The sequence below is a fragment of the Plantibacter sp. AC185 genome (assembly GCF_979258065.1).
In genome coordinates, this window is the sequence record NZ_OZ409831.1 from 764,163 (window position 1) to 780,143 (window position 15,981).

At 70.3% G+C, this 15,981-nt stretch carries 13 protein-coding genes and 1 riboswitch; of the genes, 7 read left to right on the forward strand and 6 right to left on the reverse strand.

Features of this window, described 5'->3' with window-relative positions; translation table 11 throughout:
• Window positions 1–63: 63 nt before the first annotated feature.
• The 3 genes from ACZZZB_RS03675 to rsmI are packed head-to-tail and all read right to left on the reverse strand — an operon-like array spanning window position 64 to window position 3,445.
• Window positions 64–969 carry a TatD family hydrolase gene (locus ACZZZB_RS03675; protein WP_463529027.1) on the reverse strand — a complete coding sequence of 302 codons (906 nt, stop codon included), beginning with the start codon at window positions 967–969 and terminating at the stop codon, window positions 64–66.
• Complete coding sequence (gene metG, locus ACZZZB_RS03680; RefSeq protein WP_463529028.1) at window positions 966–2,546, reverse strand: methionine--tRNA ligase; 1,581 nt, start codon at window positions 2,544–2,546, stop codon at window positions 966–968. Before metG ends, ACZZZB_RS03675 begins: the two co-directional genes overlap by 4 nt.
• Window positions 2,547–2,587: 41 nt before the next feature.
• Window positions 2,588–3,445 (reverse strand): 16S rRNA (cytidine(1402)-2'-O)-methyltransferase, encoded by an 858-nt coding sequence (rsmI, locus tag ACZZZB_RS03685; protein WP_463529029.1) that lies wholly within the window; start codon window positions 3,443–3,445, stop codon window positions 2,588–2,590.
• A gap of 68 nt (window positions 3,446–3,513) precedes the next feature.
• On the opposite strand from rsmI, the gene ACZZZB_RS03690 reads away from it, so the two are divergent.
• Together ACZZZB_RS03690 and ACZZZB_RS03695 are read left to right on the forward strand one after the other, a co-directional pair.
• Entirely contained in the window at window positions 3,514–5,076 is a 1,563-nt protein-coding gene (locus ACZZZB_RS03690; protein ID WP_229938717.1) for a dolichyl-phosphate-mannose--protein mannosyltransferase, read from the forward strand.
• Window positions 5,077–5,089: 13 nt separating this feature from the next.
• Complete coding sequence (locus tag ACZZZB_RS03695) at window positions 5,090–6,109, forward strand: YeiH family protein (protein WP_463529030.1); 1,020 nt, start codon at window positions 5,090–5,092, stop codon at window positions 6,107–6,109.
• A 32-nt stretch (window positions 6,110–6,141) separates the two neighbouring features.
• On the opposite strand, the gene ACZZZB_RS03700 is transcribed toward ACZZZB_RS03695, so the two are convergent.
• Window positions 6,142–6,465: a DMT family transporter gene (locus ACZZZB_RS03700; RefSeq protein WP_079003866.1), complete on the reverse strand. Its 324-nt coding sequence runs from the start codon at window positions 6,463–6,465 to the stop codon at window positions 6,142–6,144.
• A 14-nt stretch (window positions 6,466–6,479) separates the two neighbouring features.
• Window positions 6,480–6,543: riboswitch (guanidine-III (ykkC-III) riboswitch) on the reverse strand.
• Window positions 6,544–6,651: 108 nt separating this feature from the next.
• Here ACZZZB_RS03700 and ACZZZB_RS03705 point away from each other — a divergent pair.
• The 3 genes from ACZZZB_RS03705 to ACZZZB_RS03715 all read left to right on the forward strand — a co-directional run bounded on the left by ACZZZB_RS03705 (window position 6,652) and on the right by ACZZZB_RS03715 (window position 12,031).
• Entirely contained in the window at window positions 6,652–7,941 is a 1,290-nt protein-coding gene (locus tag ACZZZB_RS03705; RefSeq protein ID WP_079705440.1) for an O-acetylhomoserine aminocarboxypropyltransferase/cysteine synthase family protein, read from the forward strand.
• 193 nt (window positions 7,942–8,134) lie between these two features.
• The gene (locus tag ACZZZB_RS03710) at window positions 8,135–8,626 is read left to right on the forward strand and encodes a CoA-binding protein (RefSeq protein WP_370282230.1); all 492 of its coding nucleotides are present in this window, start codon (window positions 8,135–8,137) and stop codon (window positions 8,624–8,626) included.
• 129 nt (window positions 8,627–8,755) lie between these two features.
• Window positions 8,756–12,031 carry a BTAD domain-containing putative transcriptional regulator gene (locus ACZZZB_RS03715; RefSeq protein WP_463529031.1) on the forward strand — a complete coding sequence of 1,092 codons (3,276 nt, stop codon included), beginning with the start codon at window positions 8,756–8,758 and terminating at the stop codon, window positions 12,029–12,031.
• Window positions 12,032–12,055: 24 nt separating this feature from the next.
• Here ACZZZB_RS03715 and ACZZZB_RS03720 read toward each other — a convergent pair whose 3' ends face one another.
• Together ACZZZB_RS03720 and ACZZZB_RS03725 are read right to left on the reverse strand one after the other, a co-directional pair.
• Window positions 12,056–12,871, reverse strand: a complete 816-nt coding sequence (locus ACZZZB_RS03720; protein ID WP_463529032.1) for an ABC transporter permease — start codon at window positions 12,869–12,871, stop codon at window positions 12,056–12,058.
• A complete protein-coding gene (locus tag ACZZZB_RS03725) occupies window positions 12,868–13,881 on the reverse strand; it encodes an ATP-binding cassette domain-containing protein (protein WP_194644306.1) in 1,014 nt (337 codons plus the stop codon). Before ACZZZB_RS03725 ends, ACZZZB_RS03720 begins: the two co-directional genes overlap by 4 nt.
• Before the next feature lie 179 nt (window positions 13,882–14,060).
• Here ACZZZB_RS03725 and ACZZZB_RS03730 point away from each other — a divergent pair, with 179 nt between their 5' ends.
• Together ACZZZB_RS03730 and ACZZZB_RS03735 are read left to right on the forward strand one after the other, a co-directional pair.
• Window positions 14,061–15,434, forward strand: a complete 1,374-nt coding sequence (locus tag ACZZZB_RS03730; protein WP_229938720.1) for an L-serine ammonia-lyase — start codon at window positions 14,061–14,063, stop codon at window positions 15,432–15,434.
• A 72-nt stretch (window positions 15,435–15,506) separates the two neighbouring features.
• Entirely contained in the window at window positions 15,507–15,968 is a 462-nt protein-coding gene (locus ACZZZB_RS03735) for a rhodanese-like domain-containing protein (RefSeq protein WP_137242029.1), read from the forward strand.
• Window positions 15,969–15,981: the final 13 nt, after the last annotated feature.

Consider the following 15,981-nt stretch of genomic DNA (forward strand, 5'->3'; position numbering starts at 1 on the left):
CCTGATCGGGGAGCCGGTCCTCGTCGGACGACGGACGCGAGGCTCGGCGACGGGCTCAGTCGCTCAGTCGGCCCAGGAGCCGTAGACGCGCTCGGTGTTCGTCGCGAGCTGCGTCGCGAACGCGGCGACGTCCTCGCCCAGGTGCTCGGCCATGCCGCGCACCGTGTACGGGAGGAGGTACGGCGCGTTCGGCCGACCGCGGAACGGTGCGGGCGTGAGGTAGGGCGCGTCGGTCTCGACCATGATCAACTCGCGGGGCATGATCGCGAGCGCCTCACGCAGCGGTGCGGCGTTCTTGAACGTGACCGTCCCGGCGAAGGAGGCGTACCAGCCGTGCTCGGCGCACAGCTCGGCGAGCTCCGGGCCGCCCGAGAAACAGTGGAAGACGGTGCGTTCCGGAGCGCCCACTCGGAGGAGCGTCTCGACGACCTCGTCGTGGGCATCGCGATCGTGGATCTGCAGTGCGACACCGTGGCGCTTCGCGATGGCGATGTGCGCTTCGAACGATGCGAACTGCGCCGCGCGGCCGTCCTCCTCGGTGCGGAAGAAGTCGAGGCCGGTCTCGCCGACGGCGCGGACGCGAGGCTCCGCCGCCAGACGGTCGATCTCGGCCAGCGCCTCGTCCAGGGTGCCCGCGCGGTCGAGGTCCGGTGCGTCGTTGGGGTGGATCGCGACCGCCGCGAGCACGCGGGGGTCGCGAGCGGCGATCGCCGCCGACCAGCGCGAGGTCTCGACGTCGGTGCCGACCTGCACGATGCCGCGGACCCCGACGGAGGCCGCACGGTCCAAGTGCTCGGACGGGGTCAGCGGGGCGTCGCCGTCGGCGTGTTCGAGGTGCGTGTGGTTGTCGTAGACCGCGACCGGCAGCGCCTCAGGTGCCTCGGGGTAGCTCAGTTGCTTCCGCTCCCCCGCTTCGCGCCGCCGCAGGTGCGGTGTGGCGGCCGGATCCGGCGCGACGCCCCCGCTCATTCGGCGACGGCCTCGATCCGCGGGAACAGGGGCTCGAGCCCTGCAACCGAGGTGCCGGCGGGCAGTTGCCCCCAGGTGCCGACGTCGCCGATGCGCTGTGCGCCGAGCTCGCCAAGGGCGGCTTCAGCGCCGAGGGCGGACCACAGCTTGGTGGTCGCCTTCGGGACGAAGGGGTGGAGCAGGACCGACAGGGCGCGCAGGCCCTCGACCGCCGTGGCGAGCACGGTGCCGAGCCGCTCCCGCTTGGCCTCGTCCTTCGCGAGTGCCCACGGCTCCTGCTCCGTGATGTAGCCGTTCAGCTCGTCGACGATCCGCCAGATGGCCGCGAGCGCGTCCTGGATGGCGAGGCGCTCGATCGCGGCGGCGGCGTCCGCAGCCGCCCGGGCGACCGTCTCCTGGATGGCCACGTCGGCCGGTTCGGCAGGGCCGCTCGCCGGCACGACGCCATCGAAGTACCGCGTCACCATGGCGAGCACGCGCGACGCGAGGTTGCCGAAGCCGTTCGCGAGCTCCGCCTGGTACCGCGCGGAGAGGTCCTCCCAGCTGAACGAACCGTCCTGCCCGAAGGCGATGGCGCGCATGAAGTAGTAGCGGAACGCGTCGGAGCCGAAGGTGTCGGTGATCTCACTCGGTGCGATACCGGTGAGCTTCGACTTCGACATCTTCTCGCCGCCGACGAGCAGCCAGCCGTGACCGAAGACCCGCTTCGGGACCTCGAGCCCGGCGGCCATGAGCATGGCCGGCCAGATGACCGCGTGGAACCGCAGGATGTCCTTACCGACGATCTGCGTGGCGGGCCAGCGCTCGGCGAACGCCTCCTCGTCGGAGCCGTACCCGGCGGCGGTGATGTAGTTGAGCAGGGCGTCGAACCACACGTAGACGACGTGGCTCTCGTCCCACGGGACCTTGATGCCCCAGTCGAAGGTCGAGCGGGAGATGGACAGGTCCTTGAGCCCCTGGCGCACGAACTGGATGACCTCGTTGCGCGCCGACTCCGGCTGCACGAACTCCGGTCGCTCCTCGTAGAGGGCCAGCAGGCGCTCGGCGAAGTCGCTCATGCGGAAGAAGTAGTTGCTCTCCTGGAGCAGTTCGACCGGCTTCGAATGGATCGCGCACACCAGCTGCCCGACGTACTCACCGGTGCCCTGCACGAGGTCGCTCTCCTGCTTGTACTCCTCACAGCCGACGCAGTAGTACCCCTCGAACTCACCGGTGTAGATGAAGCCGGCGTCGTACAGGCGCTGGAGGAAGAGCTGGACGTTCTGTTCGTGCCGCACGTCCGTCGTGCGGATGAAGTCGTCGTTCGAGATGTCGATCGTGTCGAGCAGCGGGTACCAGGACTCGCTCACGAGCTTGTCGGCCCACTCCTTCGGCGTCACGCCGTTCGCGGTCGCCGTGCGCAGGATCTTCTGGCCGTGCTCGTCGGTCCCGGTCAGGAACCAGGTGCGGTCGCCGGCCTGACGGTGCCAGCGCGCGAGGACGTCCGCGGCCACCTCCGTGTAGGCGTGCCCGATGTGCGGGGCATCGTTGACGTAGAAGATGGGCGTGGTGATGTAGAACGAGGTGCCGTCGGCCATGGGGTCAATCCTAGGACGAGCGGGCGTGGCCACCGTGCCTGTTACGGCGCGGGACGCACCTGCGCGTCCGGCGACGCCTTCGGAGGCCGGGCTGCGAGGGCCGCCTGGTACAGGTCGCGCTTCGAGAGGCCGGTGGCCTCGGCGACCTCGTTGGAGGCGTCCTTCAGGCGTGTGCCCGAGGCCACGAGCGCGAGTACCTGCTCGAGCGCGGTGGCCGGATCGGCCTCGACGGCCTCAGCACCGGCGACGACGATGCAGATCTCGCCCTTCACACCCCCGGACGCCCATTCGGCCAGTTCAGCGGCCGTCCCCCGCTTGACCTCCTCGAACAGCTTGGTGAGCTCCCGGCACACCGCCACGCGACGATCGGCTCCGAGCACGGAGGCGATGTCCTCGAGGGAGGAGGCGAGTCGGTTGGGCGATTCGAAGAACACCATCGTCCGTGGCTCGGTCGTGAGCGCTCGGAGGCTGCTGCGTCGGTCGCCCGGCTTCCGCGGGAGGAACCCCTCGAAGGTGAAGCGGTCGGTCGCGAGGCCGGACACGGCGAGCGCCGTCACGACCGCCGACGGTCCGGGGATCGCGGTGACCTGGACGTCTGCGGCCGCCGCCGCGTCGACGAGGTGGAAGCCGGGGTCGGACACGGTCGGCATGCCGGCGTCGCTGAGCACGAGGACGTCGGTCTCGCGGGCCAGTTCGACGATCTCGGCCGCGCGTTCGCGCTCGTTGTGGTCGTGCATGGCGATGAGCCGCGGCCGCGATTCCACACCGAGGGCGCGCAGCAGGTGGATGGCCGTCCGGGTGTCCTCGGCGACGATGACCTCCGCCGCGGCCAGCGCCTCCCGGAGTCGGGGCGACGCATCGCCGAGGTTGCCGATGGGGGTCGCTCCGAGGATGATCACCGGACCAGTCTCCCATCCGGTCGGGGTGGTTAGATGAGACGGTGTCGGTCGATCTTCTGGAAGCCCCTGTGACGGGATCCCGCCTCGACCGCTGGTGGGAGCGGATGCTCCGCACCGAGCGCCGCCGGAAGCTCTGGATTTGGGGTGGTCCGGCCGCTGTGACGCTCCTCGCGTTCGTGCTGCGGTTCTGGAACCTCGGTCACCCGCACTCGCTCGTCTTCGACGAGACCTTCTACGTGAAGGACTCGTGGTCGCTGTGGCTGAACGGCTACGAGAGCACCTGGCCGGACGGGGCGGACGAGGGCTTCGCGAACGGCGACGCGGGCAGCCCGAGCACGAATCCCTCCTACGTCGTGCACCCACCGCTCGGCAAGTGGCTGATCGCGCTCGGCATCGCCGTGTTCGGCATCGACGACAGCACCGGGTGGCGCATCTCCACCGTGATCGCCGGAACGCTCGCGGTCCTGCTCGTCACGCTCATCGCCAAGCGGTTGTTCACCTCGTCGATCCTCGCCGTCCTGGCCGGGTTCCTGTTCGCGATCGACGGGCACGCGATCGTCATGGCCCGGGTCTCGCTGCTCGACAACTTCGTGATGTTCTTCGTGCTCGCGGGATTCGGCGCGATCCTGTTGGACCGGTCGTGGCACGCGTCACGCCTGGCGGCGAAGGTCGCGTCAGCCCGGGCGAGGGGCGCCGATCCGGCCTGGGGTCCCGTCCTATGGTGGCGGCCGTGGCTGCTCGCCGCAGGGGTCGCGTTCGGCGCGGCCACCGCGGTCAAGTGGAACGGACTGTACTTCCTCGCCGCGTTCGGCGTGTACGTGATCGTCACGGATCTCCTGCTCCGTCGCCGACTGGGCCTCAGCCTGTGGGCGAGCGCGGCGGTCCTCAAGCAGGGCCCCGTGTCCTTCGTGACCCTCGTCCCGGTGGCCGCCGTCGTGTACCTCGCCAGCTGGACCGGGTGGATCAGGACGTCCGGCGGGTACGACCGCCAGTGGGCCGATGCGGTGGGCAACGCCTGGACCGGCACCTTCGCGTGGGTCCCCCACTGGTTCCAGAGCCTCCTGCACTACCACCAGAGCGCCTACAGCTTCCACGTCGGCCTCAGCACCCCGCACCCCTACGCCGCGAACCCGCTCGGCTGGCTGCTCATGATCCGGCCGACGAGCATGTACTACCAGTCCCCAGCCACCGGGACCGACGGCTGCGCGTGGGACGCCTGCTCCTCCGCGATCACCTCGATCGGCAACCCGCTCATCTGGTGGGGCGCCGCCGTCGCGCTCGGGTACTGCGTCTACCGGCTCGTCCGGTACCGCGAGTGGCAGGTCGGGCTCATCGTCCTCGGAGTCGCAGCGGGGTACCTGCCCTGGCTGCTCTACCTGAACCGGACGGTGTTCCAGTTCTACACGATCGTCTTCGAGCCGTACCTCATCCTGGCGCTCGTCTTCGCGATCGGGAAGATCCTCGGGTCCCGCGACGACCCGGAGGAACGACGGTTCGCCGGCGTCGGCGTCATCGGGGTGTTCGTGACCATCACGACGCTGTTGAGCATCTTCTGGTATCCGCTCTGGACCGCCATCACCGTGCCCTACTGGTTCTGGCACCTGCACGCCTGGTTGCCGTCATGGGTGTGACGGGAGGACGACGATGAAGGCGCTCCCAGGGGTGCTCGTCGCCGGTGCAGCGGCGCTCGCCGCCCTGGGCCTCCACACCCTCCTGCCGGTCGTCCCCCTGCTGACCGCGAGCGTCCTGCTCGGCATGGTGGTGGGCCAGCTTCCGCCGTTCCAGCGGCTCGCGGCGGGTGTCCTGAAGCCGGGACTCGGCATGAGCGCGAAACGGTTCATGCGGATCGGTGTCGTCCTGCTGGGGCTGAAGCTGAGCCTCGTCGACATCGCCGGCCTCGGGTGGGTCACGCTCGCCACCACGGTCGCGATCGTCGTCGTCACCTTCTTCGTCACCCTCTGGCTCGGCCGGAGACTGGGGCTCGCGGGCCCCGAACCGCTCCTCATCGCCACGGGCTTCTCCATCTGCGGCGCCTCCGCCATCGGCGCGATGAGCGGCGTCGTGAAGGCGAAGGACGAGGAGCAGGCGACGCCCGTCGCGCTCGTCACGCTCTGCGGGACCCTGGCGATCTTCGTCCTCCCGGCGCTCCGCGGCCCACTCGGGCTCAGTGACGAGCAGTTCGGTCACTGGGTGGGGGCGAGCGTGCACGACGTGGGTCAGGTCGTCGCGACCGCCCAGATCGCCGGCACGAGCGCACTCGCGATCGCCGTCGTCGTCAAGCTGACCCGCGTCGTGCTCCTCGCCCCCATGGTCGCCGCCGCCGCGACGATCGAACGCCGCCGACTCCTGGCGGTGTCGGCCAGCGCCGGTGCCCAGGTCGATGCCGACGGGACCGTGACCGCAGCCCGACCGCCGATCGTCCCGCTGTTCGTCGCTGGCTTCATCGCCGCGGTCCTCGTCCGCACCCTGCTCCCGGTGCCCGAGCTCGTCCTCGACGTCGCCGACGGCGTGCAGACCGCACTGCTGGCGATGGCGCTCTTCGCACTCGGCGCCGCGATCCGCGTCCGCACGCTCGTCACCACCGGGTGGCGCGCGCTCGTCGTCGGGCTCGTCTCCTGGCTCCTCATCGCGGTGCTCGCGCTCGGAGCGGTGCACCTGGCCTGAGGCAGGCAGGCGTGCGTGCCTGGGCAGCGCGGCTAGTGCTCGCCGCCCACGATCTTCAGGCCGATGACGCAGCCGATGAGCCCGAGGATGAGCAGCACTTTGACGACCGACAGCTGCTCGCCGCCGAAGGTCATGGCGTATCCGACGGTGAGCGCTGCGCCGATCCCGACCCAGACCGCGTAGGCGGTGCCCACCGGGATGTCGCGCATGGCCCAGGCGAGGCCGGCCATGCTGAGCACGAGCGCCCCCGCGAACGTCACGGTCGGCCAGAGCTTCGTGAAGCCCTCGGACTTGCCGAGCGCGGTGGCCCAGACGGCTTCCAGGACCCCGGACGCGATGAGTACGATCCAAGACATGACGATCACTCCCAAGTGGTCAGTCTTGTCGCGTTCCGGGTACTGCGCCCTCGTCCGGCAGCCCGATGAGGGCTGTGTCCCACACGATACGCCGACGCCCTGGGCAGGCCCTGTGCAGTGCGGCCGAATGCGACGCAATGTTGCAGCACGGTGAAGCGCTCGACGGTGCTCCGGTAGCGTGAACGCATGGCAGATCGTGAGTATGGCTTCCGCACGCGTGCGATCCACGCGGGCAACATCCCCGACCAGGTGACCGGCGCACGGGCGCTGCCCATCTACCAGTCGAGCGCCTTCGTCTTCGACGACACCGCCGACGCCGCCGCCCGCTTCGCCCTGCAGAAGTACGGGAACATCTACTCCCGCCTCGCCAACCCGACGGTCGCGAGCTTCGAGGAGCGCATCGCCAGCCTCGAGGGCGGCCTCGGTGCCGTCGCGACCGCCTCCGGCCTCGCCGCGCAGTACATCACCTTCGCCTCGCTGGCCGGACAGGGCGACCACATCGTCGCCTCGGCCAACCTCTACGGCGGTTCGATCACCCAGCTCGACGTCACCCTCCGCCGGTTCGGCATCGAGACCACCTTCGTGCAGTCCTCCGACGCCGCCGACTACGCCGCCGCCATCCAGGAGAACACGAAGCTCGTCTTCGCCGAGACGGTCGCGAACCCCTCGGGCGAGATCGCCGACATCGAGGGCCTCGCCGACGTCGCGCACGCACACGGCATTCCGCTCATCATCGACTCGACCATCGCGACGCCCTACCTCAACCGACCGATCGAGTGGGGCGCCGACATCGTCACGCACTCGGCCACCAAGTTCCTCGGCGGCCACGGCACGACCCTCGGTGGCGTCGTCGTCGAAAGCGGGCGCTTCGACTGGAACACCGACAAGTTCCCCCTGTTCGGTCAGCCTGTCCCGAGCTACGGCGGCCTGCAGTGGTCGGGCAACTTCGGCGAATACGCCTTCCTCACCCGGCTGCGCGCCGAGCAACTCCGCGACATCGGTCCGGCGCTCGCACCGCACTCGGCCTTCCTCCTCGCCCAGGGTGTCGAGACGCTGCCGTTCCGGATCCAGGCCCACGTCGACAACGCGCGGATCGTCGCCGAGTGGCTCGACGCCGACCCGCGCATCGCCGCCGTCAACTGGGCCGGACTCCCGGCTCACCCGCACCACGAGCGCGCGAACAAGTACCTGCCGAAGGGACCGGGCTCGGTCTTCAGCTTCGAGGTGAAGGGTGGCCGTCAGGTCGGCCAGAAGCTCATCGAGTCCGTCGACCTCGCGAGCCACCTGGCGAACATCGGCGACGCGAAGACGCTCATCATCCACCCCGCATCGACGACGCACGCGCAGCTGTCCGACCAGCAGCTCGTCGACGCCGGTGTGCTGCCGGGCATCGTCCGGCTGAGCGTCGGTATCGAGGACCCTGACGACATCATCTACGACCTCGACCAGGCGCTCGCCGCAGCGGTGAAGGAGTAGTGGCATGAGCACTTCGACAAGCTCAGTGACCGGTGTGGACGCGACAGTGACCGGTGTGGATGCGACCGTGACCGGCGTGGACGCGACCGTGACCGGCGTGGACGCGACCGTGACCGACCAGGACGCGACCGAGACGGTCCGGCTCACCAACGGTCTCACCTGCTCGCTGCCCGCCGATTCGCCGCTCGCGAAGCTGCTGCGTTCGCAGCGCACCTGGGCGGGCCCCGACGCGAAGGCTCGCCTGAAGCTCCTCCGCGAGGCGAAGTCCGTCGCGATCGTCGGCGCCTCACCGAACCCGGCGCGTTCCTCCTACTTCGTGGGCACCTACCTGCAGCAGTCGAGCGACTTCACGATCTACTTCGTGAACCCGAACGCCACGGAGATCCTCGGTCAGCCCGCCTACCCCGACCTCGCCTCCCTGCCGGAGGTACCCGACATCGTCGACGTCTTCCGCAAGGCGAGCGACATCCCGCAGGTCATCGACGAGGTCGTCGCCATCGGAGCACCGACCGTCTGGGTGCAGCTCGGCATCTGGAACCAGGAGGCCGCCGAGTACGGCGAGTCGAAGGGCCTGAACGTCGTGATGGACCGCTGCATCAAGGTGGAGCACGCCCGGTTCCACGGTGGACTCCATCTGCTCGGCTTCGACACCGGGCAGATCACCGCCCGCAAGACCCTGCGCTGACGCCTCGGTTCCCTGAACTCGTCGGCAGGTCGCACTTCGACAGGCTCAGTGACCGGGGACGGCTCAGTGACCGGGGACGGCTCAGTGACCGGGCCGGTCCAAGTAACGAGCCGTGGATACACTCGTGACGTGCCTGCGTCGAACCTCCGAGTGACCGTCCTGGGGCCGGTGCTCGTCGAGGGACGCACCGGTCGGCTCGTCGAACCCGGCGGCCGGCTCGCCAAAGCGCTGGTGACCATCCTGGTGCTCGCGGACGGGCGCGCCGTGTCGACGGCCGCCCTCATCGACGAGCTGTGGGACGACGCACCGCCCGCAGGTGCCAAAGCCGCGCTGCAGACCCTGGTCTCACGGGTGCGCGCCGTGTCGGCGCCGGACCTCATCGACTCCTCGGCCGCCGGGTATCGACTGTCGATCGACCAGTCCCTGGTCGACCTCCACGTCGCCGCGCAGGCGGCCGATGCGGCGTCGACGGCCGTCCGCGCCGCCGACCCGCACACCGCGGGCACGCTCGCCCGGGACGCGCTCCTCCTCTGGACCGGTGATCCCGGCGCTGAACTGGACGGTCCGATCGGCGACGAGCTGGCGCTCCGCGCGGCGCGGCTCCGCGACGACCTGCGCCGGGTGCGTGCCCAGAGCCGCCTCGAGCTCGGCGACGGCGCGGCCGTCATCACCGATCTCGAGGCGCTCGTCGCCGCCGACCCGCTCGATGACGCCACCCAGCTGATGCTCTTCAACGCCTACGCGCAGAGCGGACGTCGCTCCGACGCGATGCAGCTCTTCGCAGACCACCGTCACCGGCTCCGGGACGAGCTCGGTGCCGACCCGACGTCGGCGCTGGTCGCGGCACACGCGGCGCTCCTGCAGGACGCCGTCGAGCCGTCTCCGCCGGCGGCCACTCCCCTGGCCGCCCGGGTCTCCAGCATGGTGCTCGGACTCCGGACGGCGCCGAACGAGCTCCTCGGTCGCGACACCGACCTCGACGCGATCGGCACGCTCGTGTCCGAGGTCCGCCTGACCACGATCCTCGGCCCCGGTGGCCTCGGGAAGACCCGACTCGCCCAGGAGGTCGCCCGGCGTGCCGCCACGAACACGCCCGGCGTCGTCGTGGTGGAACTGGCGAGCGTGCGGGACCCGGACGATCTGCCACTCGCGGTCGCGACCGCACTCGGCATCCGCGAGGCCCCGACCCCGCGTCGGCTGAGTGAAGCGATCCTGGTGCAACCGGTCGAACTGCACGAGCGCATCATCGACCGACTCTCGGAGCGGCCGACGCTGCTCGTGATGGACAACTGCGAGCACCTCGTGGATGCGGCGGCACGCTGGATCGCCGATGCGCTGGCCTGGGCCGGCGACCTCCGCGTCCTCGCGACGAGTCGGAGCCCGTTGTCGATCGCCGCCGAGCACGTCTACCAACTCGACCCGCTGGACGCCGCCGTGGACGGCACCGACCTCGAACACGCGGGCCCGGCGGTACGGCTGTTCGTCGAGCGTGCCCGCGCCGCCCGCCCGGGACTCCATGTGCCACTCGACGTCGCAGCACGTCTCTGCGCGAGACTCGACGGCCTGCCGCTGGCGATCGAACTCGCGGCGGCGCGCACCAGATCCATGTCGGTCGAGGAGGTGGAGCGACGACTCGGGAACCGCTTCACCCTGCTGACAGCCGGTGATCGCAGTGCGCCTGAGCGCCACCGCACCCTGCTCGCCGTCATCGACTGGAGTTGGAACCTCCTGGGAGAGCACGAACGTGTCGTCCTCCGTCGCATGTCCAGGTTCCCCGACGGCTTCGATCTGGAGGCGGCTGCAGCGCTCGCCCCCGAGGTCGAGGTCGTGGAGGCGCTCGACGCGCTCGTCGGCCAATCGTTGCTCACCGTGCAGGACGACCCGGCCACCGGGACCGTCCGATTCCGGATGCTCGAGACGGTCCGTGAGTTCGGCGCGATCAAGTCCGCCGAGGCGCACGAGGACGACCTCGTACTCGACCGCACTCGGACCTGGGCGGTCGCACTCGCCGAGACGCTCCTCCCCGCCATGCAGGGACCGCGACAGGTGGCGGCGTTCGCGCGCCTCGCCCTCGAACAGGACACCCTGGTGGACGTGCTCCGCGGGGCCGTCGCCGACGATCGCGCCGATGTCGTCGCCCCGGTCTTCGCAGGACTCGCCCTCTTCTGGACGATCCGCAGCGCGCATCAGGAGGTCCTGGTGTTCGGCGCGGCCGTCCTCGACGTACTCCGCCATCAGGACCCGGAGTCGGTGTCGACCGACACCCCCGCCATCGCCGTCGCCATCATCACCGTGACCTTCCTCGCCGCCGATCCCCGGACGTCCGCGCGGGCGATCGGCGTCCTCCGCCGACTCGAACGGGGGCGGACGACACAGGACCCCCGGATGCGCGCGATGGTCAGCCTGTTGCTGGTCGCGGGTCGCCCCGAACGCGCGGAGGCCCTCCTCCGCGAGTACTCCCGGTCGACCGACCCGCACGTCGCGAACCTCGGGAACCTCATGTCGGCCCAGGCGGCGGAGAACGACGGCGACCCCCGCGCCGCCGAAGCGGCCGCCCTGCGCGCGAACGACCTCTCGCTCACGCTCGGGGACGTCTGGGGTGCGGCCATGAGTGCGCACATGCTCGCCCAACTGCACAGCCAGAACGACGAGCCGGAGGAAGCGCTCGTCTGGGCGGCCCGCGCTGCCGAGGGTCTGACGGCGATCGGTGCCGAGGCGGACCTCCGTCAACTCGAGTGGCTGATCGCGATCGGCGACATCGCCCGCGGTGACCACGCCGCCGCCGCCACCGTGCTCGACCGGTTCCTCTCGGACGACGTCTCGTTCTCCGCGTTCGCCCCCCTCCCCGAACGGCGGTCGATCGGCTGGGCCGGTCTCGCCGAGATCGCGCGGGCACAGGGCGACGCCGCACGGGGAGCCGAGCTCTACGGGAAGGCGCTCGTCGCGTTCACTCCGGGTGAGTCGAGACGATCGCCGTGGTTCACCCTCGTCGGCTCCGCCGCGATCGCCGCCGCCGTGCTGGACGGTGTCCCGGACGCCACCGAGGTCCAGCGTCTCGTGCGGCGGGTCCGCACCCGCACCATCGCGCTGGGACGCCTCCTCCCGAACCGGTTCGACCGACCGGTGCTGGGTTCCACCGTCATCGCCCTCGGCGCCTGGTACGTCCGCTCGGACGACGACGAGGTGCGGTTGATCGGCGCCGAGCTCGTCGCGCTCGCCAGTGCGCTCGCCTCCCGACAGGACATCCCGTCGCTCGTCCGCGCATCACACGAGGCAGCAGCGGCGGCGCGCCTCACCACGACCGAGCGCGACCGCATCGCCGAGCGGACCCTCCCCCTGCAGGCGCACGAGAGCGCCGCCAGGGCGTTCGAACTGCTCGGCAGTCCAGCCCTGACGGCGCGCTGACCGGTCGCTGCGGTCGTCTCGTCGTCAGGCGCGGCGCATGTACGCCCGCACGGTGAGCGGTGCGAAGACCGCGACGATGACGGCGGCACCGAGGAGCGCCAGCCAGGCGTCGCCGCCGAAGAGACCCGCGTTCGCGAGGTCGCGGACCGCGGTCACGAGGTGCGAGACGGGGTTCACGTCCACGAAGCCCTGGAGGAAGCTCGGCATCGTCTCCGGGTTCACGAAGGCGTTCGACAGGAACGTCAGCGGGAACAGGACGAGGAACGAGATGCCCTGCACGCTGCTCGCGCTGCGGGCGATGACGCCGAAGAACGCGAAGATCCAGCTGATGGCCCAGGCGCAGACGATCACGAGGAGCCCGGCGAGAGCCACGAAGCCGATGCCGCCCTCCGGTCGGTACCCCATGACGAAGCCCATCGCGAAGGTCAGCGTCGTGGCGATCGTGTAGCGCACCGTGTCGGCGAGGAGGGCTCCGGCCAGCGGTGCGATGCGGGCGATGGGCATCGACTTGAAGCGGTCGAACACGCCCTTGTCCATGTCCTCGCGGAGCTGGATGCCGGTCACGACCGAGGTCGTGATGACGGTCTGGACCAGGATGCCCGGGATGATGATCGGCAGATAGCTCGCGACGTCGCCGGCGATCGCGCCGCCGAAGATGTACGTGAACATCAGGGTGAAGATGATCGGCTGGACCGTCACGTCGATCAGCTGCTCGGGCGTGCGCTTGATCTTGAGCAGTCCGCGGTACGCCATGGTGAAGGAGTTGCGGACCGTCTGCGAGAGGCTGACGTGGTTCCGGAGGGACCGGTCTGCGGCCGGGGTGATGGTGATCGTGCTCATGCGTGGACCTGCTCTGCGGTGTCGAGGGAATCGGTGTCGGACGTGGCGTCGGCGTCGTCCGCCTCGACGCCGTGCCCGGTGAGGGTGAGGAAGACCTCGTCGAGGGTCGGCTTCTGGACACTCATCTCCGCGAGCCGGATCCCGGCTCCCCGGAGCGTGATGAAGAGGTCGGTCACGGCGTCGGGGTCGCGCATCGGGGCCGTGATGCGGGTGGCCTCCGGCGAGACGACGGTGTCGACGCCGAGGACGCTCGAGATGACCCGTCGCGCATCCTCCAGGTCGGCGGGGTCCGCGAGCCGCAGCTGCAGCGACGACTCGCCGACGGAGGCCTTCAGCTCGTCGGAGGTGCCCTCGGCGACCACGAGACCGCGGTCGATGACGGCGATCCGGTCGGCGAGCTGGTCCGCCTCGTCGAGGTACTGGGTGGTCAGGAGGACGGTCGAGCCCGTCGCGACCAGGCGGCGGATCGTGTCCCACATCTGCGCGCGGGTCCGCGGGTCGAGGCCCGTGGTCGGCTCGTCGAGGAAGATGAGGGGCGGCTGGGCGATGAGGCTCGCCGCGAGGTCGAGACGACGACGCATACCGCCCGAGAACTTCTTCAGGGGTCGCGACGCCGCGTCGCTCAGGCCGAACTCCTCGAGGAGTTCGGCGCTCTTGCGCTTCGCCTCCGCGCGGCCGAGCCCGAGCAGTCGCGAGAAGATGACGAGGTTCTCGGTGGCCGAGAGGTTCTCGTCGACGGACGCGAACTGCGCGGTCACGCCGATGAGCTGGCGCACGACCTGCGACTCCCGCTGGATGTCGTGTCCGAAGACGGTGGCGCTGCCGGCGTCGGGACGCAGGAGCGTCGCCAGCATGCTGATGGTGGTGGTCTTGCCGGCGCCGTTCGGGCCGAGGACGCCGTAGACGGTGCCGGTGCGGACCGAGAGGTCGACGCCGTCGACCGCCCGGTTGTCGCCGAAGGTCTTCACGAGGCCGTGGGCTTCGATCGCCCAGTCGGAGCTGATGCTCATGCGGATGCCTTTCGAAATCAGGTGTGGGCCGCCGGTGGGCGACCTGGACAACAGTGTGGGCGGGGGCACTCACGGATCGCTCACCTGCCGCTGACACCCGCTGACGGCCGCTGACACCGCACCCGGCGCCGAAGACGCTTAGAGTGAGAGGAGCCAGTCGCACCGAAGGGGGTCGTCCAGTGACCGCATACGTGTCCGCGTTCGACCTCTTCTCCATCGGGATCGGGCCGTCCAGCTCGCACACGGTCGGACCGATGCGGGCGGCCCTGGCCTTCGCCACCGGGCTCGCGGACGACGGCCTGCTCGACCGGGTCGACCGCGTCACATGTTCGTTGTACGGATCGCTCGGCGCGACCGGCATCGGTCACGGCACTCCCGACGCCGTCGTCGCGGGCCTCCAGGGACTCACCCCGGAAGGGTGCGATCCCGCCGAGGTCCGCCGGGCCTGGAGCGACCACCTCGACGGCGCTCCGCTCACGCTCGCCGGGACGCGTGCCATCGCGTTCTCGAAGGACGACGTCTCGTTCGTGCCCAGGACGAGGCTGCCGGGCCACCCGAACGCCATGACGCTCCACGCCTGGGATCAGCGGAGCGACCTCCCGGTGCGCTCCGAGACGTACTACTCGGTCGGCGGCGGCTTCATCCGTCGTGACGGCGACGACCCGAGCACGGTGCTGCCGTCGACACCCGTGCCGATGCCGTTCCGGACCGCTGAGACGCTCATCGGGCTCTGCGACGAGACGGGGCTCCCGATCGACGCGATCGCGAGACGCAACGAGGAAGCCCTGCGGTCGGCGGTCGAGGTCGACGCCGGCCTCGACGCCATCTGGACGGCCATGCACGAGTGCGTGACCGCCGGGCTCGCCGACACCGGCACCCTCCCGGGCGGTCTCGGCGTCAAGCGCCGGGCACGTGCCGTCCGTGAGCGCCTCGACGTGGCCGAGGCCGAGAGCGGGCGTGAGCTCCCCACGGAGTGGCTGCACGCGTTCGCCCTGGCGGTCAACGAGCAGAACGCCTCCGGCGGGCGGGTCGTGACCGCACCCACGAACGGGGCCGCGGGGATCATCCCGGCCGTCGGGAGCTACTACCTGCGGTTCGTGCCGGGCGCCTCGCTCGACGGCATCCGTCGGTACCTGCTCACAGCGACCGCCATCGGCTCGCTCTTCAAGGCGAACGCGTCCATCTCCGGGGCCGAGGGCGGCTGCCAGGCCGAGGTCGGCTCCGCGTGCGCCATGGCCGCCGGTGCCCTGTGCGCCGTCCTCGGCGGCACACCTCGTCAGGTCGAGAACGCCGCCGAGATCGCGATGGAGCACCACCTCGGCCTCACGTGCGACCCGGTGGGCGGGCTCGTCCAGGTCCCGTGCATCGAACGCAACGCGATCGCCTCCTCGACTGCCGTCAGCGCCGCACGTCTGTCGCTGCACGGCGACGGGACGCACCTGGTGTCGCTCGACACCGTGATCGAGACCATGCGCCAGACCGGTGTCGACATGTCGACGAAGTACAAGGAGACGAGCGAGGGCGGTCTCGCGGTCAACGTCATCGAGTGCTGAACCGCGGCGTCGTGTGACCGTGTGTTGCCGACCACCGTGGTCATCCGGGCTGCGGCCTTCTACGGTGGGCGCATGACCTCCACGCACGCGCCGTTCCTGGTGGACCCGCTCGTCTCCACCCAGTGGCTCGCGGACCATCTCGGCAGCGAGAGCCTCATCGTCCTCGACGCGAGTGTCGTCGAGCTGCCTGCGCTGGACGGCGGCCCGGTGCGGCTGGTGAGCGGCTACGACCTGTACCTCTTCGACGGGCACGTACCCGGTGCTGTGTTCGTCGAGCTGCTGGACGCGCGCCAGGGGCTCGGAGCATCCTCAGCGGACGAGATCCGACGCGGTGCGGCCGCCATCGGCGTCACGGAGCAGCACACGATCGTGCTGTACGACCAGCTGGACGGGCGCTCCGCCGAGCGCCTTCGTGCGGCGCTGACCGGAGCCGGATACGAGCGCGTCGCGCTCCTCGACGGTGGACTCGGACGCTGGCGCTCCGAAGCCCGCGAGCTGCGCTTCGGTGGACCGGACGGCACGTTCGGAGCCTGACCCGTCGACGTGA

Coding starts and splice junctions, on each gene's coding strand:
- ACZZZB_RS03675 (WP_463529027.1), bottom strand. CDS start 969: ATGAGCGGGGGCGTCGCGCCGGATCCGGCCGCCACACCGCACCTGCGG.
- metG (WP_463529028.1), bottom strand. CDS start 2,546: ATGGCCGACGGCACCTCGTTCTACATCACCACGCCCATCTTCTACGTC.
- ACZZZB_RS03735 (WP_137242029.1), top strand. CDS start 15,507: ATGACCTCCACGCACGCGCCGTTCCTGGTGGACCCGCTCGTCTCCACC.
- ACZZZB_RS03700 (WP_079003866.1), bottom strand. CDS start 6,465: ATGTCTTGGATCGTACTCATCGCGTCCGGGGTCCTGGAAGCCGTCTGG.
- ACZZZB_RS03725 (WP_194644306.1), bottom strand. CDS start 13,881: ATGAGCATCAGCTCCGACTGGGCGATCGAAGCCCACGGCCTCGTGAAG.
- ACZZZB_RS03695 (WP_463529030.1), top strand. CDS start 5,090: ATGAAGGCGCTCCCAGGGGTGCTCGTCGCCGGTGCAGCGGCGCTCGCC.
- ACZZZB_RS03720 (WP_463529032.1), bottom strand. CDS start 12,871: ATGAGCACGATCACCATCACCCCGGCCGCAGACCGGTCCCTCCGGAAC.
- ACZZZB_RS03705 (WP_079705440.1), top strand. CDS start 6,652: ATGGCAGATCGTGAGTATGGCTTCCGCACGCGTGCGATCCACGCGGGC.